The organism is Meridianimarinicoccus zhengii, assembly GCF_003254465.1.
GTDB lineage: Bacteria > Pseudomonadota > Alphaproteobacteria > Rhodobacterales > Rhodobacteraceae > Meridianimarinicoccus > Meridianimarinicoccus zhengii.
In genome coordinates, this window is the sequence record NZ_QDFI01000053.1 from 1 (window position 1) to 22,840 (window position 22,840).

Annotated in this window: 24 protein-coding genes; 16 read left to right on the forward strand and 8 right to left on the reverse strand. The window is 69.6% G+C overall.

The window, feature by feature from the left end:
* Positions 1–214 precede the first annotated feature (214 nt).
* Positions 215–1,222: a type I glyceraldehyde-3-phosphate dehydrogenase gene (gap, locus tag DDE13_RS15575; RefSeq protein WP_111405206.1), complete on the forward strand. Its 1,008-nt coding sequence runs from the start codon at positions 215–217 to the stop codon at positions 1,220–1,222.
* A 142-nt stretch (positions 1,223–1,364) separates the two neighbouring features.
* Here the strand turns inward: gap and DDE13_RS15580 are convergent, their stop codons facing one another.
* From DDE13_RS15580 to DDE13_RS15595, 4 genes are all read right to left on the reverse strand, one after another.
* Positions 1,365–2,414 carry a GGDEF domain-containing protein gene (locus DDE13_RS15580; RefSeq protein ID WP_235868727.1) on the reverse strand — a complete coding sequence of 350 codons (1,050 nt, stop codon included), beginning with the start codon at positions 2,412–2,414 and terminating at the stop codon, positions 1,365–1,367.
* A complete protein-coding gene (locus tag DDE13_RS15585) occupies positions 2,411–3,010 on the reverse strand; it encodes a heme NO-binding domain-containing protein (RefSeq protein WP_111405207.1) in 600 nt (199 codons plus the stop codon). The genes DDE13_RS15580 and DDE13_RS15585 overlap by 4 nt, the downstream gene beginning before the upstream one ends.
* 63 nt (positions 3,011–3,073) lie before the next feature.
* The gene (locus DDE13_RS15590) at positions 3,074–3,790 is read right to left on the reverse strand and encodes an HAD family hydrolase (RefSeq protein WP_111405208.1); all 717 of its coding nucleotides are present in this window, start codon (positions 3,788–3,790) and stop codon (positions 3,074–3,076) included.
* Positions 3,791–3,885: 95 nt separating this feature from the next.
* Positions 3,886–4,182 (reverse strand): DUF3572 family protein, encoded by a 297-nt coding sequence (locus tag DDE13_RS15595; protein WP_111405209.1) that lies wholly within the window; start codon positions 4,180–4,182, stop codon positions 3,886–3,888.
* 71 nt (positions 4,183–4,253) lie between these two features.
* Between DDE13_RS15595 and DDE13_RS15600 the strand changes: the two genes are divergently transcribed.
* The 3 genes from DDE13_RS15600 to DDE13_RS15610 all read left to right on the forward strand — a co-directional run bounded on the left by DDE13_RS15600 (position 4,254) and on the right by DDE13_RS15610 (position 7,072).
* Positions 4,254–5,660: a diguanylate cyclase gene (locus DDE13_RS15600; protein WP_235868730.1), complete on the forward strand. Its 1,407-nt coding sequence runs from the start codon at positions 4,254–4,256 to the stop codon at positions 5,658–5,660.
* A gap of 274 nt (positions 5,661–5,934) precedes the next feature.
* Positions 5,935–6,348, forward strand: a complete 414-nt coding sequence (locus DDE13_RS15605; protein WP_111405211.1) for a DUF983 domain-containing protein — start codon at positions 5,935–5,937, stop codon at positions 6,346–6,348.
* Positions 6,341–7,072 carry an NUDIX hydrolase gene (locus DDE13_RS15610; protein WP_111405212.1) on the forward strand — a complete coding sequence of 244 codons (732 nt, stop codon included), beginning with the start codon at positions 6,341–6,343 and terminating at the stop codon, positions 7,070–7,072. Before DDE13_RS15605 ends, DDE13_RS15610 begins: the two co-directional genes overlap by 8 nt.
* Here DDE13_RS15610 and DDE13_RS15615 read toward each other — a convergent pair.
* Positions 7,066–8,109, reverse strand: coding sequence for an aldo/keto reductase (locus DDE13_RS15615; RefSeq protein WP_111405213.1), 1,044 nt, complete (start codon positions 8,107–8,109; stop codon positions 7,066–7,068). The two genes, DDE13_RS15610 and DDE13_RS15615, sit on opposite strands and share 7 nt — an antisense overlap.
* Before the next feature lie 175 nt (positions 8,110–8,284).
* On the opposite strand from DDE13_RS15615, the gene DDE13_RS15620 reads away from it, so the two are divergent.
* From DDE13_RS15620 to DDE13_RS15660, 9 genes are all read left to right on the forward strand, one after another.
* Positions 8,285–8,911, forward strand: coding sequence for an ImuA family protein (locus tag DDE13_RS15620; RefSeq protein WP_235868728.1), 627 nt, complete (start codon positions 8,285–8,287; stop codon positions 8,909–8,911).
* A gap of 147 nt (positions 8,912–9,058) precedes the next feature.
* On the forward strand, positions 9,059–9,634 hold the full coding sequence (locus DDE13_RS15625) for a YceI family protein (RefSeq protein WP_162631047.1): 576 nt from the start codon (positions 9,059–9,061) through the stop codon (positions 9,632–9,634).
* Between the two features lie 65 nt (positions 9,635–9,699).
* Positions 9,700–11,415, forward strand: a complete 1,716-nt coding sequence (metG, locus tag DDE13_RS15630) for a methionine--tRNA ligase (RefSeq protein ID WP_111405215.1) — start codon at positions 9,700–9,702, stop codon at positions 11,413–11,415.
* 115 nt (positions 11,416–11,530) lie between these two features.
* Entirely contained in the window at positions 11,531–13,132 is a 1,602-nt protein-coding gene (locus DDE13_RS15635) for a PAS domain-containing hybrid sensor histidine kinase/response regulator (protein ID WP_111405216.1), read from the forward strand.
* 120 nt (positions 13,133–13,252) lie between these two features.
* Positions 13,253–14,128 carry a UDP-2,3-diacylglucosamine diphosphatase gene (locus DDE13_RS15640; protein WP_111405217.1) on the forward strand — a complete coding sequence of 292 codons (876 nt, stop codon included), beginning with the start codon at positions 13,253–13,255 and terminating at the stop codon, positions 14,126–14,128.
* Between the two features lie 19 nt (positions 14,129–14,147).
* The gene (locus DDE13_RS15645) at positions 14,148–15,374 is read left to right on the forward strand and encodes a DUF3419 family protein (RefSeq protein ID WP_111405218.1); all 1,227 of its coding nucleotides are present in this window, start codon (positions 14,148–14,150) and stop codon (positions 15,372–15,374) included.
* Positions 15,375–15,377: 3 nt separating this feature from the next.
* A complete protein-coding gene (locus tag DDE13_RS15650; protein ID WP_111405219.1) occupies positions 15,378–16,037 on the forward strand; it encodes a class I SAM-dependent methyltransferase in 660 nt (219 codons plus the stop codon).
* Between the two features lie 80 nt (positions 16,038–16,117).
* Positions 16,118–16,984 (forward strand): glycosyltransferase, encoded by an 867-nt coding sequence (locus DDE13_RS15655; RefSeq protein ID WP_111405220.1) that lies wholly within the window; start codon positions 16,118–16,120, stop codon positions 16,982–16,984.
* Entirely contained in the window at positions 16,981–17,853 is an 873-nt protein-coding gene (locus DDE13_RS15660; RefSeq protein ID WP_111405221.1) for an NAD-dependent epimerase/dehydratase family protein, read from the forward strand. Before DDE13_RS15655 ends, DDE13_RS15660 begins: the two co-directional genes overlap by 4 nt.
* On the opposite strand, the gene DDE13_RS15665 is transcribed toward DDE13_RS15660, so the two are convergent.
* From DDE13_RS15665 to DDE13_RS15675, 3 genes are all read right to left on the reverse strand, one after another.
* Positions 17,834–18,646 carry a DUF4198 domain-containing protein gene (locus DDE13_RS15665; protein WP_162631048.1) on the reverse strand — a complete coding sequence of 271 codons (813 nt, stop codon included), beginning with the start codon at positions 18,644–18,646 and terminating at the stop codon, positions 17,834–17,836. The genes DDE13_RS15660 and DDE13_RS15665 overlap by 20 nt on opposite strands.
* 196 nt (positions 18,647–18,842) lie before the next feature.
* Complete coding sequence (locus DDE13_RS15670) at positions 18,843–19,610, reverse strand: RlmE family RNA methyltransferase (protein ID WP_111405235.1); 768 nt, start codon at positions 19,608–19,610, stop codon at positions 18,843–18,845.
* Between the two features lie 4 nt (positions 19,611–19,614).
* Positions 19,615–20,748, reverse strand: coding sequence for a Ppx/GppA phosphatase family protein (locus DDE13_RS15675; RefSeq protein ID WP_111405223.1), 1,134 nt, complete (start codon positions 20,746–20,748; stop codon positions 19,615–19,617).
* 174 nt (positions 20,749–20,922) lie between these two features.
* Here DDE13_RS15675 and DDE13_RS15680 point away from each other — a divergent pair, with 174 nt between their 5' ends.
* Genes DDE13_RS15680 through DDE13_RS15690 form a run of 3 tightly spaced genes read left to right on the forward strand, consistent with a single transcriptional unit; the run spans position 20,923 to position 22,834 of the window.
* Positions 20,923–21,219 (forward strand): virulence factor, encoded by a 297-nt coding sequence (locus DDE13_RS15680; protein WP_111405224.1) that lies wholly within the window; start codon positions 20,923–20,925, stop codon positions 21,217–21,219.
* A gap of 29 nt (positions 21,220–21,248) precedes the next feature.
* Positions 21,249–22,169, forward strand: coding sequence for a methylenetetrahydrofolate reductase (locus DDE13_RS15685; RefSeq protein WP_111405225.1), 921 nt, complete (start codon positions 21,249–21,251; stop codon positions 22,167–22,169).
* On the forward strand, positions 22,166–22,834 hold the full coding sequence (locus DDE13_RS15690) for an HAD family hydrolase (protein ID WP_111405226.1): 669 nt from the start codon (positions 22,166–22,168) through the stop codon (positions 22,832–22,834). The genes DDE13_RS15685 and DDE13_RS15690 overlap by 4 nt, the downstream gene beginning before the upstream one ends.
* Positions 22,835–22,840 lie beyond the last annotated feature (6 nt).

The following is a 22,840-nucleotide window of genomic DNA, read 5'->3' on the forward strand; positions in this document are numbered from 1 at the left end:
CCGGGCTCTGGGCGCTGCGCCGCCGCGCGGCCTGACCCCACGGCGACCCGGGCCGCCCGCAGCGGCCTCTGGGCCTTGAACGGCGACGGGCGGCGCGGCAGGGTTGACCTGCCGCGCCGCTTGCGTGAAATGACGGCGCAATTTAGCGGTAACGACATCGGCCCGGCACATGTCCGGCCATGGGACCGGCCACGCAACCGGCAAGGAGAGGTTCATGACCATCAAGCTAGCCATCAACGGATTCGGGCGCATCGGGCGCAACGTGCTGCGCGCCATCGCGGAAAGCGGGCGCACGGATGTGGAGGTCGTGGCGATCAACGACCTCGGCCCGGTCGAAACCAACGCCCACCTGCTCCGGTACGACAGTGTCCATGGCCGCTTCCCCGGCACAGTCACCACGGGCGAGGACTGGATCGATATCGGCCGCGGTCCGATCAAGGTCACGGCGATCAAGGACCCGCGCGAACTGCCCTGGGCCGGCGTCGACGTGGCGCTGGAATGCACGGGCATCTTCACCGACCGCGACAAGGCGGCGCTGCACCTGGAGAACGGGTCGTCCCGCGTGCTCGTGTCGGCCCCGGCTTCCGGCGCGGACAAGACCATCGTGTTCGGGGTGAACCATGACACGCTGACGGCCGAGGACATGGTCGTGTCGAACGCGTCCTGCACCACCAACTGCCTGTCGCCGGTGGCCAAGGTGCTGCGCGACACCGTCGGCATCGACTGGGGGTTCATGACCACGATCCACAGCTACACGGGCGACCAGCCCACGCTCGACACGATGCACAAGGATCTCTACCGCGCGCGTGCCGCGGCCATGAGCATGATCCCGACCTCGACCGGGGCGGCGAAGGCGGTCGGACTGGTGCTGCCGGACCTCAACGGCAAGCTCGACGGCGTGGCGATCCGCGTGCCCACGCCCAATGTGTCGGTGGTGGACCTGACCTTCGTGGCCGGGCGCGACACCAGCGTGGACGAGATCAACGACGCGATCCGCGCGGCGGCCGCGGACGGCCCGCTCAAGGGTATCCTCGGCGTAACCGCCGACAAGCTGGTGTCGATGGATTTCAACCATGATTCTCATTCGTCGATCTTCGCCACCGACCAGACCAAGGTCATGGGCACGCGCAATTGCCGCATCCTCAGCTGGTACGACAACGAATGGGGCTTCTCCTGCCGCATGGCCGATACCGCGCTCGCGATGGGCAAGCTCATCGCATGATCCACGGTACCGGCGTGGCCCAATCACGGCCGCGCCGGTGACCTGCGCCATCGCGCTTTTCCGGCACGCGCGGCGGTCATTGCACCACCGCCCTGCTGCTGCGCGGTCACGCAATGAAAAGCCGCAACTCTGTCGTGCCGCATCACGCGGTACCGGCGGGATCGGGCCGCGGCAGGGCCTGCCCGGCGGCCCCCGCCATGGCTGGGGCCACACGCCTGTCGCCATAGACGACCGCACGCCCCCGGCCCGCTGCCTTGGCCGCATACAGCGCTTCATCGGCCCGCGCGAGGATGACCGGCACGGTCATATCGCCGCCATGGCTCACCGCGATACCCGCACTGCCCGAAATGCGGCACATCTCGCCCGCGAAGGGGATCGGCTGCTGGAGCCGCGCGATCAGCCGTTCGGACAGGTCGCGCAGCCGCGCGCCATCCACCTGCCCCGGCAGGATCAACAGGAACTCGTCCCCCCCGGCGCGCACCAGCGTGTCCTCCGCCCGGGTCACGTCCGACATCGCCTGCGCCGCGACCTGCAGCACATGGTCGCCCGCGGCGTGGCCAAGCGTGTCGTTCACCGCCTTGAAGAAGTCGAGGTCGAGATGCACGAGCCCGAAGGCCTGCCCGTCCGCAACCAGCCGCTCCAGTACGTGATCCATGGCCCGCCGGTTGCCGAGCCCGGTCAGCGTGTCGGTATAGGCCTGCGCCTCCGCCGCAAGCCGCGCCGAGTGCAGCCGTCCGTTCAGCTTGCGCCACTCGTCAAGGATCGTCGCCTTCGCTTCCAGCACGTACAGCATCTCGACCGCCAGGTCCGTCGGCGCGAAATCCCCCGCCTTCAGGTCGTGGTCGCGGATCGCATCGACCAGCGCGATGCCGAAGGACAGGTTCAGGATCAGCCCGCCCTCCCGGTCGGCCGGCACCGCGACGCCCTTGAACTGGGTGCGGCACGGCCCGCGCCAGTGCAGGACCAGCGGCTGGCCCGCACGGCGCCACAGCCCCGCCATGTCCGCGATCCCCCGCGGGCGGCGAAACTCCACCACGTCGAACAGCGCGCGGCCCGCGACCGGGCGATCCCCCGCGATCCGCCGCAGGGTCGGGCCCGCATGGATCACGCGCCCATCGGCCCCGACGCGCAAATGCATCGGCATGAGCACATCGAACCCCGCCGCGTCGGTCACGCCAGCGGCCCGCGTCATGGCAGGGCCCAGCTTCCTGCAAGCCGGAACGGCCGCCCCGTCGAGAATGCGCCGCTCATCACCGTGATCCTGATCCATTCCGCGTCGCCGTCCCAGCCCTCGTGGTCCAGCAGCACGAGCGCGCCGTAATCGTCCGCCAACGTGCGCAGCATGCCCACCAGCACGTGGCCGAACCCGGCGCGTGGCCAACGGCAGGCCACTCGCAGTTCCGTGTCGCGCCCGTCCTCGGGCACGACTTCCAGCGCGGGGAGATCCAGTTCCGGCAGCGCAAGTGCCGCCCGGCGCGGCAGGTCGTCCAGCGATTCGACGAATTCCTCGAACGTTTCCCCGCCGAAGCGCAGCAGTCGCCGCAGGGTTTCCACGTTGGGATGGGACACCAGATAGGTGCCGAGATCCTCCAGCACCGTGTCGCGCGGGCGCCCCAGCACCGACACCGCCGCATCGAGCATCCGGTCGGTCACCGCGTCGTCATAGACGAACATCGCCTCGAACCCCGCGAGCGGCAGATCGCCCTCGCGTGCCAGCGCCTCCCATGTCGCGGCGCCGTAGGTGTCGCGGACGAAACACTGGATCGCCCTGTTCACAAGCCCATGCATGATCGTCTCCGCCTGTCCTGACGCAGCATGGTCACAGCCGGTTTGACAAAAGGTGAACGGCGGTCAGGCGGCGAACAGGCCCGGCCGCTGCGCATCGAGCCAGCGCGGCAGCCCTGCCACGCTTGGCAGAACCGCATGCGCCAGCGGTTCGAGCTGCGTGCGCGTCGCCACGCCGGTCAGCACGGCGATCCGGTGCATTCCCGCCGCCCGCGCCGCGACCATGTCATGGGCGCTGTCGCCGACCATCACGACCTCCTCCGGGTCGAGACCCGCCATCTCGCAAAAGGCGAGCAGCATGTCGGGCGCGGGCTTCGCCGCGAAACCGCTGTCGCAGGCGATGACCCGCATGAAGGCGCCGTCGATCCCGGCCTCGCGCAGATGCGCGCGCGTCGGGCCTTCGAGGTCGTTGGTCACCACCCCAAGCCGCAGGCCGCGCTGCACCAGCTCGTCCATCAGCGGCACCAGCGGCGTCGCCTCGGCCTGCCGGACGGCGGCGCTCATGGTGGACATGCGGGTGACGATCCCGGCCAGCGACGCCCCCGGCAGGTGGGGCAGCAGCGCCGCGGCGATCTCCCGCGGGGTATGGCTGACGAGGATGCTGTCCCGCGCGAAGGCAGCGGCATCGAGATCGATGCCAGCCGCATCCGCCAGCACGCGGGCCAGCCGGTCGTCGCCGCCCGCGAGATCGCGCAGGAAGCCACGCGACCAGTTCGCCCATGTGCGGTTGAAATCGAAAAGCGTACCGTCCTTGTCGAACAGGATCGCCCGGATCTTCGTCATGGTGCCCTCCCCCCAGAGGCCCCGCCACTATGCCGCAACCCGCGGGTGCAGGCAATAAAGTTGCGCAACCTGCCGGCAGCACCGGTTCCGTTGCGTCAGGTCCAGTGCGGAAGCACACCACCCGGCAGGCCGCGCCGGGCCGCGGCCACCGCCTCGGGCGCGCGCCCCAGATCGGCCGCGAGTTCGAGCAGCGCGGTTTCGTCCGCAAGGTAGAAATCCAGCACGGCGGCCAGGAATTCCGGGTCCGCCGCCTGCGCGGCGATGTCGCCCGGGCTCATGCCGGTATCGCCCAGAAAACGCGCCGACAGGGCGTCGCTCCGGGCCATGTGGGCCAGCGCACCCAACGCAAGCGTGATCGCGGCATCGTCTGACGGGGCCGGGGAAGGGGACACTGCAAATCCTTTCTTAACCGTTGGGGCCAATGATCGCCCCAGCAGGGAAACGGATGCAAGGCGTGATCGGGATGGCAGGCAGGATTCTCATCTATGACGGGATCGCCGCGAACAGGATCGTCCTGCGCTGCAAGCTGTCTGCCGCCTGCTACACGGTCGTGCAGGCGGACAGCTATGCCGACCTGCTGCGGCGCGCGACGGACGAACCGACCGACCTCGTGATCTGCGATCTCGACGAAGCGCCCCATCGCGCGCTGGCGCTGTGCCGTGCGCTGTGCGGACAGCTTGCGGCGCTGCGGGTCCCGGTCGTGCTGATCGCGTCCGACCCGGCGCCGGCGCTGCGGATCGCGGCATTCGGGGCGGGGGCCTGGGCGCTGCTGCGCAAGCCGCTGCACGACGACCTGCTGCTAGCGACCCTGCGGCAGGTCCTGCGCCAGGCCCATGGCGTGCGCGAGACCGTGCAGCAGCAGGCCAGCGTCGCCGAACTGGGATTCGCCGAACCGCCCCCGCGCTTCGACGCGGCGCGGCGCAGCGTGGCGCTGGTGGCCGACGATCCGGCCCTGGCCGAGGCCGGGGCGCAGCAGTTGCGCGGGCGGCTCGGCAAGGTCGATCTCCAGGCGGTCACGCCCGAACAGGCGCTGTCGCGCGCCGACCGCATGCGCGCGCCGGATACCTACGTGATCCTCGCCGGGCATGACCGGTGGCAGCAGGGTCTCCGGCTGGTGTCGGACCTGCACAGCCGCGCGGGCAGCCGCGACGCGCGCATCCTGATGGTGCTCGACGGCGAAACCGGTGCCGACGGCGATGTGGCCATGCGTGCGGCGATGGCGCTCGATCTCGGGGCGGATGACGTGCTCTTCGGCGACGTGCACCTGTCCGAGCTTGCGATCCGCATGGAACAGCAGGCTGCGCGCAAGCAGTTCGTCGATACCCTGCGCCATGCGCTCCGGAACGGGATCGAGATGGCGGCGCGCGATCCGCTGACGGGGCTCTACAACCGGCGCTACGCCGTGCCCCGGCTGGACCGCATGCTGGACAGCGCCCGGGAACGCGGCGCGCCGCTGGCGCTGATGGCGCTTGACCTCGACCGGTTCAAGGCAGTGAACGACACGCACGGGCATTGCGCCGGCGATGCCGTGCTGGTGGAGGTCGCCCGCAGGCTCGCGGCGGCGCTGCGCCCGCGCGATCTCATCGCCCGCTCGGGCGGGGAAGAATTCTGGATCGCCCTGCCCGATACCGGCCCGGCGGAGGCCGCGACCACCGCGCAGGCGCTGTGTCGGCTGATCCGCGCAAACCCGGTGCCGCTGCCGTCCCGCGGCGGCCTGCTGCGCGTGACCGTCAGCATCGGCGTCGCGGTGGCCGGTGCCGCGGCGGTGGCCCCGACGCTGGACAGCCTGCTCGCCCGCGCCGACAGCGCCCTTTACGCCGCCAAGGCCGACGGGCGCGACAAGGTCACCTTCGCCAGTCACGCCGCCTGACGCCCCCGGCCCGGCACCGCACCGGCCCCTCTGCCCCACCGTGTCCCCGGCACGGGGTCCCACGGGTGCCGCCCGTCCATAACAACCCAGCGCCCGCGCAGTCCCGTCCGCAGCGCGCCCCCAAGCCCGCGCGCGCGCACGCGGCAGAGCAGGCATCGGGGGCACCGCCCAGCGCACGCCCACGGCCCGATCCAGCGACATCGGCGCGCAGGCGGTTTTGCGCAGCACGCGGAAGGTGTATGTCCCTCCCCAGCATTCCCGCCCGGAGAGCCCCATGACCGCCATCGCCGACCAGACCGACCCCGCCCCCGACGCGGAACGCCCGCTTGGCCTCTCTCTGCGCCGCGGGCTCGCCTGCCGCTGCCCCGCCTGCGGACAGGGTCCCGTCCTGCGCGGCTATCTCAAGCTGCGCGACACCTGCCCCGCCTGCGGCACCGACCTCACGCCCGCGCGCGCGGATGACGGCCCGGCCTACCTCACGATCCTCGTCGTCGGCCACCTGATGGCACCCTTCATCCACTGGGCCTTCGTCACCTGGCGGCCCGATCCGCTGACCATGGCGCTCCTGCTGTCGGCGGGCTGCGTCGCGCTGTCGCTGGCCCTGCTGCCGCGGATGAAGGGCATGATCGTGGGCTTCCAGTGGGCGCGGCGGATGCACGGGTTCGGCGCCGAACCCGGCCATGGCTAACGCGGGCACACCTGTCCCCATCCGCGACGCGGCCACGATCATCCTGCTGCGCGACGGTCCGGCCCCCGCGGTCCTGATGGGCCGCCGCGGCAGCGGCGCCGCCTTCATGCCCGACAAGATGGTCTTTCCCGGCGGGGCCATCGACCCGAACGACGCGACAGCCCCGCTCGCCACCCTGCCCGGCCCCACCTGCTGCGCCCGGCTCACGCAGGCCTGCCGGCCCGACACCGCGCGCGACACCGCCCGCACCATGGCCCGCGCCGCCGCCGCCGCCGCCATCCGCGAGTTGTGGGAGGAAACGGGCCTGATCCTTGGCCACGCCGCCCCATGGCCCGACACGCCCCCCGACTGGGCCGGTTTCGCCGCGACCGGCCACCGCCCCGACGCAAGCGCCCTGCGCTTCGTGTTCCGCGCCATCACGCCGCCGGGCCGTCCGCGCCGCTTCGACACGCGCTTCTTCCTGGCCGATGCCGCCGCCATCGCGGGCGACCCGGACGATTTCAGCCGCGCGGGCGACGAACTCACCGCCCTGCAATGGGTCCCGCTGGACGAAATCCGCCGCCACGACCTGCCCTTCATCACCGAGGTCGTGCTGGCCGAGATCGCGGCCCTGCGCGGCACCCACGGCCCGCCCCCGTCCGTCCCATTCTTCGACAATGACGACGAGCGCTCCCTCTTCCGCCGCCTCCATGGCGACGCAGCGGAAGAGGCAACCGATCAGTAAGGCATCGGGTGCGCCCGGTGCGCGGCATCGATCTCGGCCAGCACCTCGTCCGGCAACTCCAGCCCGATCGCCCCCAGCGCACGCTCCAGCTGATCCTGCGTCGTCGCCCCGAAGATCACCGAGGTCATGAAGGGCCGCGACCGCGCGAAGGCCAGCGCCATCTGCACAAGATCCAGCCCGTGCCGCGCGGCGATCTCGGCATAGGCCGCCACGGCATCATGCACCCGCGGCGTCAGGCGCCCGCCCAAATCCCCGTTGATCGACGCGCGCGACCCCGCGGGCACCGCGCCACCCGCGTACTTGCCGCTCAGCAGCCCCGCCGCCAGGGGCGAATAGGACAGGCACCCGACCTGTTCGTTCGCCGCGACCTCCGACAGGTCGGTGTCGAACAGCCGGTGCAGCAGCGAATACTCGTTCTGGATCGACTGCATCCGCGGCCAGCCGTTCGCCTCGGCCACGCGCAGCCACATCATCGTGCCCCAGGCGGTCTCGTTGCTCAGACCCACGTGGCGGATGCGCCCGGCCTCCACCTGCCGCTGCAATTCGCCCAGCACGTCCTCCATGTGCTGCACCGTCGCCGCCCGGTCCTGCCCCGACGGGTCATAGGTCCAGTTCTGCCGGAAGCAGTAGGAGCCGCGGTTCGGCCAGTGCAGTTGATAGAGGTCGATGTAATCCGTCTGCAGGCGGCGCAGCGAGCCGTCCAGCGCGCGGCGGATCGCGTCGGCGCTGATCGGCTCGCCGTCCCGGCAGAACCCGCCATTCGCCCCCGTCACCTTGGTCGCCAGCACCATGTCGGCCCGTCGCCCGGTGCGCGCCAGCCACGTGCCGATGATCGCCTCGGTCGCGCCCACGGTCTCGGCACTGATCGGCGTGACCGGGTACATCTCGGCGGTATCGACGAAGTTGATCCCGGAATCGAGTGCCGCATCGATCTGGGCGTGGCCTTCGGCCTCGGTGGTCTGGGTGCCCCATGTCATCGTGCCAAGGCACAGGTCGGTCACCATGATGCCGGTGCGCCCCAACGGTTTCATCTGCATGATCTGTCGTCTCCCTGTCGGCACGCGGTGCCGGTCTGGTCCCTGTCGGCACGCCGTGCCTGTCCGGCCACCCCGTGAAGGCAGCGCCGCATGGGTATCACAGCCGGTCCGGGGTGCAAGCCGCAGGCGGGCCGGGCCGCTTGAGAACACAAAGCGAACATCGTACCCTGTTCCCATGGAATCGCTCCGCCTCGACCTCATACCCGCGGGCCGGGCCGCGCCGCGGCTGGCGGTGCTGGGCGACATGACCCTGCGGCCGGGGCGGGTGCATGAATTCTGCGGCCCGGCGCGGCGCACGCTGGCGCTGCATGCCGCGGCGCGCATGGCGGGGCCGGTAATGTGGATCCGCCCCGGCTGGGCCGCGGAGCGGCTGAACCCCGAAGGCGTGCTGCCCATGGGGGTGGAACCGGGGCGGGTGATCTTCGTCGATGGCCGACGGGTGGAGGATTTGCTCTGGTCGGCAGAGGAATGTCTGCGCGCGGGTGCCGCCCCGCTCGTAGTGTGCGAACTCGCCGCCAAGCCGGGGCTGACCCCGGTGCGGCGGCTGCATCTGGCCGCGCAGACCGGGGCCGACACCGCCGCAAGCTGGGGGGGCGGGCCACCGCTGGGGCTTCTGCTGATCCAGGGACAGGGCGGCGTGCCGGGGGTGGAATCGCGCTGGTACATGACCTGCACCCACGATGCCCGCGGCCTCGGCTGGCGGCTGGAACGCCGCCGCGCCCGCGACGCGCCCCCGATGGTCTGGGACGTGGACGCGGAGGGCCGCACCCACCCGCGGGGCGCCCCCGTCGAACGGGCGTAACGGCGCGCGACCGCCCGGCCCAAAGGCATACCGGAGTCATACGCGAGTCATATGGAATTCATACGCGACACCTGCGGACCTCCTACAGAACACCGACGCCCCGAAACGTGACCGCCCCGGCGCCCCCGCCGTGCTATGTCCCGCACCATGACGCTCACCCGCCGCCTGTGCCTGACCGGCCTGATCTGCGCCGCAGCCGCCCCGGCGCGGGCCGCCCCCGCCGCCTATGCCCTCGATCCCGAAGGCTCCGAGGTGCGCTTCACCTTCCGCATCGGCGACGTGACCGGCGCGGGCACCATGCCCGTCAGTACCGCCGATATCGTGCTTGATTTCGACGCCGCCGCACGGTCCAGCGCCACGGTGACGCTGGCCGCGGATCGGGCCGCAACCGGCGTGGGCCTCATGGATAGCGCTTTGAAAAGCGGGGATGTTCTGGATACCGACCGCTTCCCCGATATCCGCTTCGTCAGCACGTCCTTCGCCGCCACCGAAGGCGGCGCGGTGGTGCGGGGCGACGTGACCGTGCGCGGCGTCACCCGGCCCCTGACCCTGCGGGCGACGATCTTCCGCCCGCCCGGCAGCACGCCCGGCGACCGGTCGCGGCTGACCGTGCGGCTGACGGGGCAGATCGACCGGCACGATTTCGGCGCCTCGGGCTTCGCCGGGCTGGTGGAACCCATCGTGACGCTCGACATCCGCGCGCGCCTGCTGCGCGCCGACTGAACCGCTGGAACTTCGCCGCCGCCTGCGGTAATCCGCCCCGGACACCGCGCAGGGAACGGCACCGCATGGCACGGATACTCATCACCTCGGCGATCCCGTATATCAACGGGATCAAGCACTTGGGCAATCTCGTGGGCAGCCAGCTGCCCGCGGATCTCTACGCCCGCTACCACCGCGCACGCGGCCACGAGGTGATGTTCCTCTGCGCCACCGACGAACACGGCACGCCCGCGGAACTGGCAGCAAAGAAAGCCGGCAAGCCGGTCGCCGAATACTGCGCCGAGATGCATGGCGTGCAGGCCGAGTTGGCCCGCGGCTTCCGGCTGTCCTTCGACCATTTCGGGCGGTCCTCCAGCCAGCAGAACCACCGGCTGACCCAGCATTTCGCGGGGCGGCTGGACGCGGCCGGGCTGATCCGCGAAGTGTCTGAAAAGCAGGTCTATTCCAACGCCGACGGCCGTTTCCTTCCGGATCGCTACATCGAAGGCACCTGTCCCAATTGCGGCTATGACAAGGCCCGCGGCGACCAGTGCGAGAACTGCACAAAGCAGCTCGATCCGACCGACCTGATCAACCCGCGCTCGGCGATTTCCGGCTCCACGGACCTGGAGGTGCGCGAGACCAAGCACCTGTACCTGCGCCAGTCCGCCCTGCGCGCCGACCTCACCCGGTGGATCGACAGCAAGACCGACTGGCCGATCCTGACGACCTCCATCGCGCGCAAATGGCTCAACGATGGCGACGGGTTGCAGGACCGCGGCATTACCCGCGACCTCGACTGGGGTATCCCCGTCAAGCGCGGCACCGAGGACTGGCCGGGCATGGAGGGCAAGGTTTTCTACGTCTGGTTCGACGCCCCCATCGAATACATCGCCGCCGCCGCCGAATGGGCCGAGGCGCAGGGCAAGCCCGACGCCGCATGGCAACGCTGGTGGCGCACCGACAAGGGTGCCGACGACGTGCGCTATGTCCAGTTCATGGGCAAGGACAACGTGCCGTTCCACACCCTGTCCTTCCCCGCCACGATCATGGGGTCGGGCGAGCCATGGAAGCTCGTGGATTACATCAAGTCGTTCAATTACCTGAACTATGACGGCGGACAATTCTCGACCAGCCAGGGGCGCGGCGTGTTCATGGACCAGGCGCTGTCGATCCTGCCCAGCGATTACTGGCGCTGGTGGCTGCTGTCCCACGCGCCCGAAAGCGCGGACAGCGAATTCACCTGGGAGAATTTCCAGGCCAGCGTGAACAAGGATCTCGCCGACGTTCTGGGCAATTTCGTCAGCCGCATCACCAAGTTCTGCCGGTCCAAGTTCGGCGAAACGGTGCCCGCGGGCGGCGCATACGGCCCGCGGGAGGAGGCCGTGACCGACGCCCTGCGCGTGCGCGTGGCCGCCTATACCGCCCACATGGACGCGATCGAGATCCGCAAGGCCGCGGCGGAACTGCGCGCCATCTGGGTACTGGGCAACGAATACCTGCAGGACGCGGCACCCTGGTCGCTGTTCAAGACGGACCCCGATGCAGCCGCCGCCGTGACCCGCTTCGCGCTGAACCTGATCGGGATCTATGCGGGACTGTCGCAGCCCTTCATCCCCGACGCCGCGGCCGAGATGGCGGATGCCATGGGCGTGGATCTTGCGTGGCCCGAGGATGTGGATGCCGCCGTGGCACAGCTTCCGCCCGGCGCAGCGTTCCGCGTGCCGGATGTCCTCTTCGCCAAGATCGACGACGACTCGCGCGCCGACTGGCAGGCACGGTTCGGCGGAACCCGCGGCTAGCCCGCGACCGTCCCGCAGACGCACGCAGCGCGAGACTCGACAGGTGCGACAAAACGCGCAATAGTCTGAGAGCCTGCATCTTTCGCACCGGCTGCACCCGCGCGGATGACCGACCATGAAACGAAGCCTTCTCGACACGTGGCTTTCGGCCCCCGACGACGCGTTCGAGGCGTTCTTCGAACTGGCACCCGTGTTCATGTTCTCGGCCACCGCCGACTGGAAGATCGCCCGCGTCAGCCGCTACTGGTGCGACGCGCTGGGGGCCGATCCGGCGGACCTGCCGGGCAAGGCGGTTCTCGACCTCATGACCGCGGACAGCCGCCGCAAGGCCGAAACGGAAACCCTGCCACGGTTCACCGAAACGCGCCTGATCGAAGGGGCTGAGTTCGATTTCATCCGGGCCGACGGGTCGATCCTGCCGGTGGTGCTGTCTGCCCGCGCGCAGATCGACGACACCGGCCGTGTGCTGCGCGTGCTCGCCATCATGTTCGACAATTCCGAGGCCCGCGCGGCACAGGCCGCCCTGCGCGCCGCCATCGCCGAGGCGAAGGAGGCGAACCGGGCAAAGTCCCGCTTCCTCGCGGCCATGAGCCACGAGATCCGCACGCCGATGAACGCCATCCTCGGCTTCGCGCAATTGCTCAAGATGTCGGATCTCGACGACCGCCGCCGCACCCATGTGGAGGCGATCCAGAGCGCGGGCGGCACGCTGATGACCTTGCTGAGCGACCTTCTGGATCTCAGCCAGATCGAGGCCGGGCGCATGCGCATCGCCGCCGAGGCGTTCGACCTCGACGAATTGCTCGACCAGCTGGCCGACTGGTGGGAAGCGGGCGCCGCCGAAAAGGGGCTGCGCCTGCGCATCGCCAAGGACAAGGGCCTGCCGCGCCGGATCGTGTCGGACAAGGGGCGCTTGCAGCAGGTGCTGAACAATTTCCTCGGCAACGCGGTGAAATTCACGGAATCCGGGCGCATCACGCTTGCGATCGAGGAAATCGCCCAGGACGGCGCGCGCCGCCGCATCCGGTTCGAAGTGTCGGATACCGGCCCCGGCATGTCGCCCGCCCAGACGGAGCAGTTGTTCAAACCCTTCGTGCAGGTGGGCGCGGATGGCAGCAAGGACCGCGGCGGCTGGGGTCTGGGGCTGTCCATCTGCCACGAGATCGCCACCGCCATGAACGGCACCGTCGGTGTGCGGTCGGAACTTGGCAACGGGTCCACCTTCTTCTTCGAGGTGGATGTGGACACCGTGCCAGGCGACGTCGAGCCCGTCGATCCGCCGCCCCGGCCCGCGCCCGCCCCCGCCGGACCCGCTCCACAGCGCGGACTGAGCATCCTCGTGGCCGAGGACAACCCGATGAGCCGCGTCATGATGCAGGAAATGCTGACCGAGCTGGGCCACAAGGTGACAACGACGCCGGACGGGCTTGCGGCGCTGCGCGAGATCGAGGCGAGCCCCTATGACCTCGTGTTCATGGATGTGATGATGCCGCAGCTGGACGGGATTTCCGCCACGCGGCGCATTCGCAGCGGCGCCCCCCACCGCGCGCGGACGCCGATTATCGGCTGTTCGGCGCATACCGCGGACGCGGCCAGCTATCGCGCGGCGGGCATGGACGATTTCCTGCCCAAGCCCGTGGACCGCGGTCGGCTTCAGGACCTGTTGCGCCAGTTCACACCGGCCGCACGCCGCGCGGACGGCCCCCACGCGAAGTGACGGACCGGCGCCGCAAGCCCCGGCCGCGCCCGCCGGGCCCACCGGTTCCGGCGCCGCCGCGCCGCGATGCTGACGCGATTGTCATGGCCCCGTCACGATGTTTCGCGTAAACCCCCGCGCATGACTGCCGCAGCGCTGCCCCGTCTCACCCATGTCAGGACATTGTTCCTGTCGGATATCCATCTTGGCACGCGGGGCTGCCAGGCCGACATGCTGCTCGACTTCCTGTCGCGCCACGATGCGGACCGGATCTACCTTGTCGGCGACATCTTCGACGGCTGGCGGTTGCGCCGGGGATGGCACTGGCCGCAGGCGCACAACAACGTGGTCGAGGCGCTGATGGCCAAGGCCCATGCGGGCACGCCGATCATCTATATCCCCGGCAACCATGACGAGGTGATGCGCGGCTATCTCGGCACCCATTTCGGCGGGATCGAGGTCAAGGCGAGCGACGAACACCGCACCGCCTGCGGCAAGCGGCTGCTTGTGACCCATGGCGACCATTACGACGTGGTGGTGATGAACGCCAAGTGGCTCGCCCATCTGGGCGACCGGGCCTACAATCTCGTGCTGATGCTGAACACCACGGTCAACCGGGTCCGGCGGCTGTGGGGCGGGCAGTTCTGGTCGCTGTCCAACTGGGCCAAGCAGCAGGTCAAGCGCGCCGTGAACTTCATCGGCGAATACGAAACCGTGCTGGCCGACGAGGCGCGGCGCGGCGGCTATGACGGCATCGTCTGCGGCCACATCCACAAGGCAGAGCTGGCCGACCTTGACGGGATACTCTACGTCAATTGCGGCGACTGGGTGGAAAGCTGTACGGCGGTCGTGGAACACCATGACGGGCGGCTGCAACTGATCGACTGGGCACGGATGGTGCGGCGGGCCAATCACCGCCGCCGCCTGCGCGCCCGCAACCAGGTCGATCTACCCGCCGCCGTCACAGGAACAGGCCGGGAGGACGCCCGGCTATCATCGGAGGAACACCAGGCGTGACCGGAAGGGATCAGCAGGCATGACCGAGACCGACATCGCGCGCAGCCAGATCGCGGGCGCCGTGCAGCAAAACAGCGCGCTCAGCCGCACGGGGCTGCAGGAACGTGCCTTTGCCCGGATGTTCCAGGGGCTCGTCTATGCCCAGATCTGGGAAGACCCCGTCGTCGATCTGGACGGGCTCGCGCTGCAACCGGGCGAGCGGGTTGTCTGCATCGCATCGGGCGGCTGCAACCTGATGAGCTACCTGACCGCCGCTCCCGGCGCGGTGGATGCCGTGGACCTGTCGCCCGCCCATGTAGCGCTGAACCGGCTCAAGATTGCCGCGGCGACGGCCCTGCCCGATCACGCCGCGTTCTACGATTTCTTCGGCCATGCCGACCGGCCCGGCAACCCGGCGCTCTATGACCGCCACATCGCCCCGGTCCTCGACGCCGAAAGCCGCGCGTGGTGGGAGACGCGTTGCGGCCGGCTGCCCCGCCGGATCGACATGTTCGCGCGCGGCTTCTACCGCTACGGCGCTTTGGGCAAGTTCATCGGCGCGATGCATGTCGTGTCGAAACTGGGCCGGGTGGACTACGCGCCGCTGCTGGCCGCGACGACACTGGACGACCAGCGCGCGTTTTTCGACACGCAGATAGCCCCCCTGTTCGAGAACCGCATCGTGCGGTTTCTCGCCCGGCGCCCGGCGGCGCTGTTTGGTCTGGGCATCCCGCCCGCGCAGTTCGAGAAGCTCGCACAGGATGGCGGGGGCGACGTGGTTCCAGTGCTGCGCGAACGCACCCGCAAGCTGATGTGCGATTTCCCGATCTCGGAAAACTACTTCGCCTGGGCCGCCTTCAACCGCGGCTATCGTGCGGACGGCACCGGCCCCGTGCCCCCCTATCTGGAAGCGCGCAATTACGAAGCAGTCCGGGAATATGCCCCGCGCGCCAGCATCGTGAACCGGTCCCTGACCGACATGCTGGCCGACCGCGACGGTGCTGGTACGGATGCCTATGTGCTTCTGGATGCGCAGGACTGGATGACCGACGCGCAGCTTGCCGGGCTCTGGACCCAGATCACGCGGACCGCGCGGACCGGTGCGCGTGTGCTGTTCCGCACGGGCGGCGCCCCCGACATCCTGCCGGGGCGGGTGCCCCACGATCTGCTGCGCCGCTGGTCCTATCAGCCGCAATCGCGGTCGCTGTGGGAACGGGACCGGTCGGCCATCTATGGCGGCGTGCATCTGTATCGCTTCGAGGGCTGATCCATGACCGATCAGGCGCAAGGCCACGACCGGCTGATGAACGCGATCTATCGCAACCAGCGGTACATCTATGACGCGACGCGCAAGTATTACCTGCTGGGCCGCGACCGGGTGATCGACGATCTGGACGTGCCACCCGGTGGCACATTGCTGGAGGTCGCCTGCGGCACGGGCCGCAACCTGATCCGCGCCGCGCGGCGGTACCCGCAGGCGCAGCTTTACGGCTTCGATATCTCGACCGAGATGCTGGCCACCGCACGCGGAAACATCGCCCGCGCGGGGCTGGCCCACCGGATCACGCTCGCGCAGGGGGATGCCACCGCGTTCGACGGGCACGCGGCTTTCGGCGTCGATGGGTTCGACCGGGTGATGATCTCCTACAGCCTGTCGATGATTCCCGACTGGCGCGCCGCCCTTGCCTGCGCCCATGACCAGACGGCGCCGGGCGGGCAGCTCGCGGTGGTGGATTTCGGCACGCAATCCGACCTGCCCCGCTGGTTCGGGGCGGGGCTGCGACGCTGGCTGGGGCTGTTCCACGTTACCCCACGCGCCGATCTGGCAGAGGCCATGCGCGCGTTGGCCGCGGCGCATGGGTCAACGGCCGAAGCCGGTCCGATCCTGCGCGACTATGCCGTGGCCGGGCGTATCCGCCGCCCGGCATGAACCCGCCCATCCCGTTCCCACCAGTCGACAGCCCAGTGGCACCCGCGTAGGTTACGCAACGACACCGATACGGACCGACGATGACACGACTGCCCCTTTCCCCCCGCCCCGATAGCGGCATTGCCCGCGACCGTCCTGCCAATGCGCCGAACGCTTATGTGACACTGGTGACGAATGCCGATTACGCGACGGGCGCGCGCGCGCTGCTGCGGTCGCTGCAACTGACCGGAACCGATGCCGATCTGGTGGTGATGCATACCGGGGCCGTGATGGCGGGCGATCTCGAAAGCCTGTCGGCCCTCGGCGCGCGGCTTGTCTGCGTGGACCTGCTGCCTCTGTCGGACGCGTTCAACGCCGCCCATTCCCGGCGCAACCAGCACGCCGCAGCGCCCTTCACCAAGGGCACGAAGCCGGATTTCCACACGCCGCTCGACAATTTCGCCAAGCTGCGCCTGTGGCAACTGACGGAATACCGGTCTGTCGTCTTCATCGATGCCGATGCGCTTGTGCTGCGCAATGTGGACAAGCTGTTCGCCTATCCCGAGTTCTGCGCGGCCCCCAACGTCTATGAAAGCCTCGCGGATTTCCACCGCCTGAACTCGGGCGTGTTCACCGCGCGTCCCGATACCGACACCTTCGCTGACATGCTGGCCCGGCTGGATGCGCCCGGCACCTTCTGGCGGCGCACCGACCAGACCTTCCTTGAAACCTATTTCCCCGACTGGCATGGGCTTCCGGTAACCTGCAACATGTTGCAATACGCATGGTTCAACATGCCCGACCTCTGGGACTGGTCCACGATCCGTATCCTACACTACCAGTACGAAAAGCCGTGGCAGGAGCAGCATCCCAAGGCCCGCGCGCTCGCCCCCCTGATCGCGCTCTGGCAGGCCTATGCATCCGGTGGCCCGGTGCCCGCGCTGGAAACCCTGCCCGCCGCGGCATGAGACTGCTCCTCACGGGCGCGAGTGGCTATCTCGGGCAGTTTATCGCGGCGCGCACGAAGGCCGCGGGCTTTTCCGTCACGGCCCTCGGTCGCCGCGATCCGGGGCTCGACGGGTTCATCCCCTATGATCTCGGTGCGGCACCGCCCGCACTGCCGCCCGCTGACGGGCTGGTCCATGCCGCGTTCGATCACGTGCCGGGCCGCTATCGCGGGGGCGAAGGCGACGATCCCGCAGGGTTCATCGCCCGCAACCGCGACGGCAGTGCGCGGCTTTTCGATGCGGCGCAGGCGGCGGGCATCCCGCGCGTCGTGTTCCTGTCGTCCCGTGCGGTCTATGGGCCATACCCGCCAGGCACCGCGCTGACCGAGAACATGGCGCCCATGCCCGACACGCTGTATGGCCGCATGAAGGCCGATGTGGAGGCCGATCTCGCCGCGCGCGCAGGCCCGGGCTTCACGCCGGTCAGCCTGCGCATCACCGGTGTCTACGGGCAGCCTGCACCGGGGGCCGCGCACAAATGGGCCGACCTTCTGGCGGATTTCGTGGCCGGGGGCCCCATCCCGCCCCGCCGCGGAACCGAGGTGCACGGTGACTGCATGGCCGAGGCTGTCCGGCTGGCCCTGACCCTGCCGCCGGATCGCGTCGCGGGGCGGGTGTTCAACGTGTCGGATCTCGATCTCGACCGGCGCGAGCTGCTGGCGCTCTACGCTAATCTGCACGGGTTGAACCGCCCCCTTCCCGACCCTGCGCCGGACGCGCCGAACGCCATGGACTGCACGGCGCTGCACGCGCTGGGATGGCGCCCCGGCGGGATGGAACGGCTGCGCGCGACCCTCGCTGCCCTGCCGCCTATGGCACCGCGAAGCTGAGAGACGCCCAGCGGGAATGCCACACGGCTTCCCGCGCGGCGGGATCGCCGGGCACTGGCGCAAGTGTCGTGAAGCTTGCCATGACCTCGGTCCCGGCAGGCACCACCACCGTTACCCGGCCCGCATCGTCGGCATGGTGCACATGACGTGTCACGGTCCCGTCGGAGCCGCGCAGGAACAGGTCCAGCTGCCCGCCCGCCCGCGGCGCACCGTCCTGATACATCCGCAGCAAGACATGCCCGCCGCCCGACAGGGCGTAGGGGTTGGTTTCGGCGACGATCTCGGCCGCTAGCCCCAGCCGCCGATCGCGCCCCTCCGTGGCGTCACCCACCGCCACCAGCGCCTTGGCGTGACGGTCATAGACCTCGCGGAACCCCGCCTCGGGCAGGCCCCGGTCGCGATGCGCCGCCTGCGCCCAGTCGAGACCATGGGTGTCCGTGAACAGAACGAACCGGTCCCACGCGTCATAGGTCACCCAGCGCGGCGTCGGTTCGTAAGCCACCAGCCAAAGCCCCGGCGCATCGGTCACCAAAGACAGCGCGGGCAGATCGCCTGTGCGCCCGCGCACCGGCGCCAACGCGCCCACCGGTCCGGCCTCGAAGAGAAGGAAATTGTCGACGAAATAGGGATAGGCGCTGCCGGTGAACATCTCGCCCACGCGCAGATCAGCCGCCAGCACATCGCCCGGCTCCAGCACATGGCGCGCGGGGTCTATCCAGAACTCGTGCGCGACCGCGGTCTGGGCCATGAAACAGCACGCCCACAACAGGCCGCAACGGATCAAGTTTCCCATGTCCACCGCTCCCTTGCGCTCGCGTCCCAACGCCGCCACATGCACGGCACCCGGTTCGATTCCTGATCCTGTTACCGCGGAGCCTGCAACCCTTTTGCGCCGCACCGGGAACGGCGCATTTTCCACATCGCCACACGCCATCACTTTAGGTCACAGCCTGCACGTGCTGCCGTGGAGCCTGGGTCCCTTTTTCCGGTCAAGCGCCGTCCGACAAGCCTCGAAACCCCCGCGCGACCACGAATTTCTCCGAACTGTCCGACCGGCTCGCGGGGGGCTTCACGTTTGCCACCTTCGCAAACCGCCGCTTCAGCAGCGCCTGCAACTCGCCCTCCGCGCCGCCCGCCAGCACCTTGGCGACGAAGGTGCCGCCCTCGTCCAGCACGTCGAAGGCCAGTTCCGCCGCCGCTTCGCACAGTGCCACGATGCGCAGGTGATCGGTCTGCTTGTGACCCGAACTTGACGCGGCCATGTCCGACATGACCACGTCCGCGCGCCCGCCCAGCCATGCCTTTACCTGATCGTCCGCGCCCTCTGCCATGAAGTTGAGCACATGCAGTTCCGCGCCGGGGATCGGCTCCACCCCCTGCAGGTCCACGCCGATGATCCGGCCGCGCGGCTTGCCCGCCCGGTCCCCCAGCGCGTTGATGCGCGGCACCGCGACCTGGCACCAGCCGCCCGGCGCACAGCCCAGATCGACCACCCGCGCGCCAGGCACAAGGAACCCGAACTGGTCGTCCAGTTCCATGATCTTGTAAGCCGCGCGCCCGCGATATCCCTCGGACCGCGCGCGCTGCACGTAAGGGTCGTTGAGCTGCCGTTGCAGCCACTGGGTGGAGGACAGCTTGCGCCCGCGCGCCGTCTTGACCTTCACGAACAGGTCGCGCTGTCCCCGGCCGCTGGTGCGCCCGCTGCCCCGGCTACCGCCCTTGCCGGCACCGCCGCTGCCGCTCCGTCCCGTTGTCATGCCATCATCCCTTGCGCCGCGCGGGCGCGCCATTGGGCCGGTCCGCTGTGGGAAAGACCCCGTCGCGGCTCATCTGTGCGTAAAGCAAGCCCTCCCGCAAGCCGCGGTCGGCCACCGACAACCGGTCCGTGGGCCACACCCGCAACAATGCCTGAAGGATCGCAGCCCCCGGCATGATGAGCATGTGCCGGTCCCGCCCGATCCGCGCGTCGCTGCGCCGCCCCTCCGGCCCCAGCCGCAGGTATTCGCGGATCACCGCGTCGATCTGGTCCGAGGTCAGTTCCAGCCCATCCACCTGCGCGCGGTCATAGCGGCGCAGCCCCAGATGCGACGCGGCCACGGTCGTCACCGTGCCGGACGTGCCGACGATCTGGAACCCGTCGCGCCGGTGCGTGCCCTCGTAGGGGATGAAATCCGCAAGGCTCTCCTCGAAATACCAGCTCATCAGCGCGAAGGCGCCCGCGTCGTCCTGCACATCGGCAAAGCGTTCGCGCAGCGTCGCCACGCCGAGCGGCACCGAGATCCAGTCGACAACACGCGCGCCGAACCGCGCATTGGCGAAGGAACAATCGTGCAGCGAAAGCACCGCCGCGGACCGCTGGCGCGGCGGGACCCGCGACAGGTCGATCCACACAAGCTCGGTGGAGCCGCCGCCGATATCCACGACCAGCAATTGTTCCGACGACGGATGCACGAGCGGCCCGCAACTGACCACGGCCAGCCGCGCCTCCTCCTCGGGCGTGATCACCTCGAGCGCGAGCCCGGTTTCCCGGCGCACCTGCGCCACGAAAGACGCACCATTGCGCGCCCGCCGACAAGCCTCGGTCGCCACAAGCCGCATCTGCCGCACGCCATGCTGTTCCAGCTTGCGCTGGCACACCCGCAGCGCCTGCACGGTGCGTCGGATCGACAGGCGCGACAATGTTCCCGACGTCTCAAGACCGGCGCCGAGCTGGACAGCCTTCGAGAAGCTGTCGATGATGCCCATGTGGTCGCCCTCGGGGCGGGCGATCAGCATGCGGCAACTGTTCGTGCCCAGATCGAGCGCCGCATAGGGCTCGATCCGGGGTTTGGCCCGCAGCGGGCGATCGACCGTGTCCGGGATCGCTTCCGCCTGGGCGGGACGCTTGGGCGTCATCTGCGCCCTCCATTTCCAGTTGTTTAAATATGTAGACATGACAGGTCGATGACGCAAGCGGCGACGCATCCGCGCGTCCGCGTCGCACCGATGCGCTGCGGTGTCGAAAACCGACCATGCGGACCCCCGCATTCCTGCTAGCCCGGAGGCAGACACAAAACGGACGGCCCGCACATGCCCGACATCACTGTGGTTTTCTGGCGCGATATCCCGGCGCAGGTGCTGGTCGGGCGGGGACGCGCCGCGGTGAAGCGCCAGTTGCCCGAGCGGTTCGAACAGGCCATCGACCGCGCCGCGATGAAGGCGGGGCTTGCAGGAACCGAGGATTATCTGGCCCATTGGCGGCGTGCGTCGGGCGGAACGGCCCCGGGCAGCGATGCCGAGGCCGCGGCCGCCGCGGCGGACCGGATCGACGCCGACTACGACAGCGACCGCCTGCGGCGGCTCATCGACACCGGCGGTGTGGCCTGATCCGCCGCCCGCGCTTCAAGGAGACCGCCATGGCCCTGCTCCAGTTCGCCCGCCGCCCCGACCGGGCCATCGCACGCACCCCCGACCCGCGCGCCAGCGCAGCACTGCTGGAGGGCGTGTCGCTCGAGGTGATGCCGCGGACACTGGCGAAGGTCGATGATCTGTCAGGGCTCCTGCCCGCGGGCAGCCGGGTCTATGTCGCCCATATCGACGGCACGCCCATCGACGACATGGTGGCGACAGCGGCACGGCTTGCCCATGCGGGTTACTCCGTCATGCCGCATTTCCCGGCACGCATCATCGACGGGCCGGACATGCTCGCCGACTGGATCGCGCGCTACCAGGGCGAGGCCGACGTGACCGAGGCACTGGTGCTGGCCGGCGGCGTGACGACCCCGCGCGGCGCGTTCGACAATTCCATGCAGCTTCTCGAAACCGGTGCGTTCGACCGGGCGGGCTTCACGCGGCTTCATGTGGCGGGCCACCCCGAAGGAAACCGCGACATCGACCCGGACGGGTCGGAGCGCGCCGTGATGGACGCCGCCCGCTGGAAGGCCACCTTTGCCGAGCGCACCGATGCGGAGATGGCGATGGTCACGCAATTCGCCTTCGAGGCCGCCCCCGTGATCGCATGGACGGACCGGCTGAAGGCCGAGGGCATCGGGCTGCCGGTGCATGTCGGCCTGGCCGGTCCCGCGAAACTCCAGACCCTGATCCGCTTTGCCATCGCCTGCGGTGTCGGTCCGTCGCTGCGGGTGCTCCAGCGCCGCGCGCGGGATGTCACCAGGCTGGTGCAGCCCTTCACGCCCGATGGCATCCTGGGCGACCTGGCCGCGCACAAGGCAGCCCATCCCGACAGCCTGATCGCGGGGGTGCACCTTTTCCCGCTGGGCGGCATCGCGCAGGCGACGGACTGGGTGCGCGCACAAGCGGACGGGACTTCGGCGTGAGCGGCACAGCCCCGCAGGCCGCGTTGCTCTTCGATCTGGACGGCACGCTGATCGACACGGATCACCTCCATTTCGCGGTGTTCCGCGACCTGCTGGCCGGGGCCGGGCAACGGATCGACATGCAGTACTACCTCGACAACATGCACGGGCAGATGAACGCCGCGATCTTCGCGCGGCTCATGCCCGATGCGGATCCGGAGGCGATGTCCGACCGCAAGGAAGCCGCGTTCCGCGAGCTGCTCGCCGGGTCTGTGCCGCCCATGGCCGGTGCGTCCCGTCTGCTGGCCGATGCCCGCGCGCAGGGTTGGGGGCTGGCCGTGGTGACGAACGCGCCGCGCGCCAATGCCAGCGCGATGCTGGCCGCCATCGGGCTTGCGGAAGCCTTCGACACGGTTGTGATCGGCGAGGAATGCGCGGCGGGCAAGCCTGACCCCGAACCCTATGCCACGGCAATGGCACGGCTGGGCGTGCCCCCCGGCGACTGCATCGCGTTCGAGGATAGCCCTTCCGGCATCCGGTCCGCCCGGGCGGCGGGTGCGCTGACCGTGGGCCTCCGGTCCTCGCTCGACGATGCGGCGCTGCGCGCCGCAGGCGCCCACGCCACCATTGCCGATTTCGACGACCCCACCCTGCCCCCGCTGCTTGCGCGTCTGCGCGCCGCCTGACCCCGA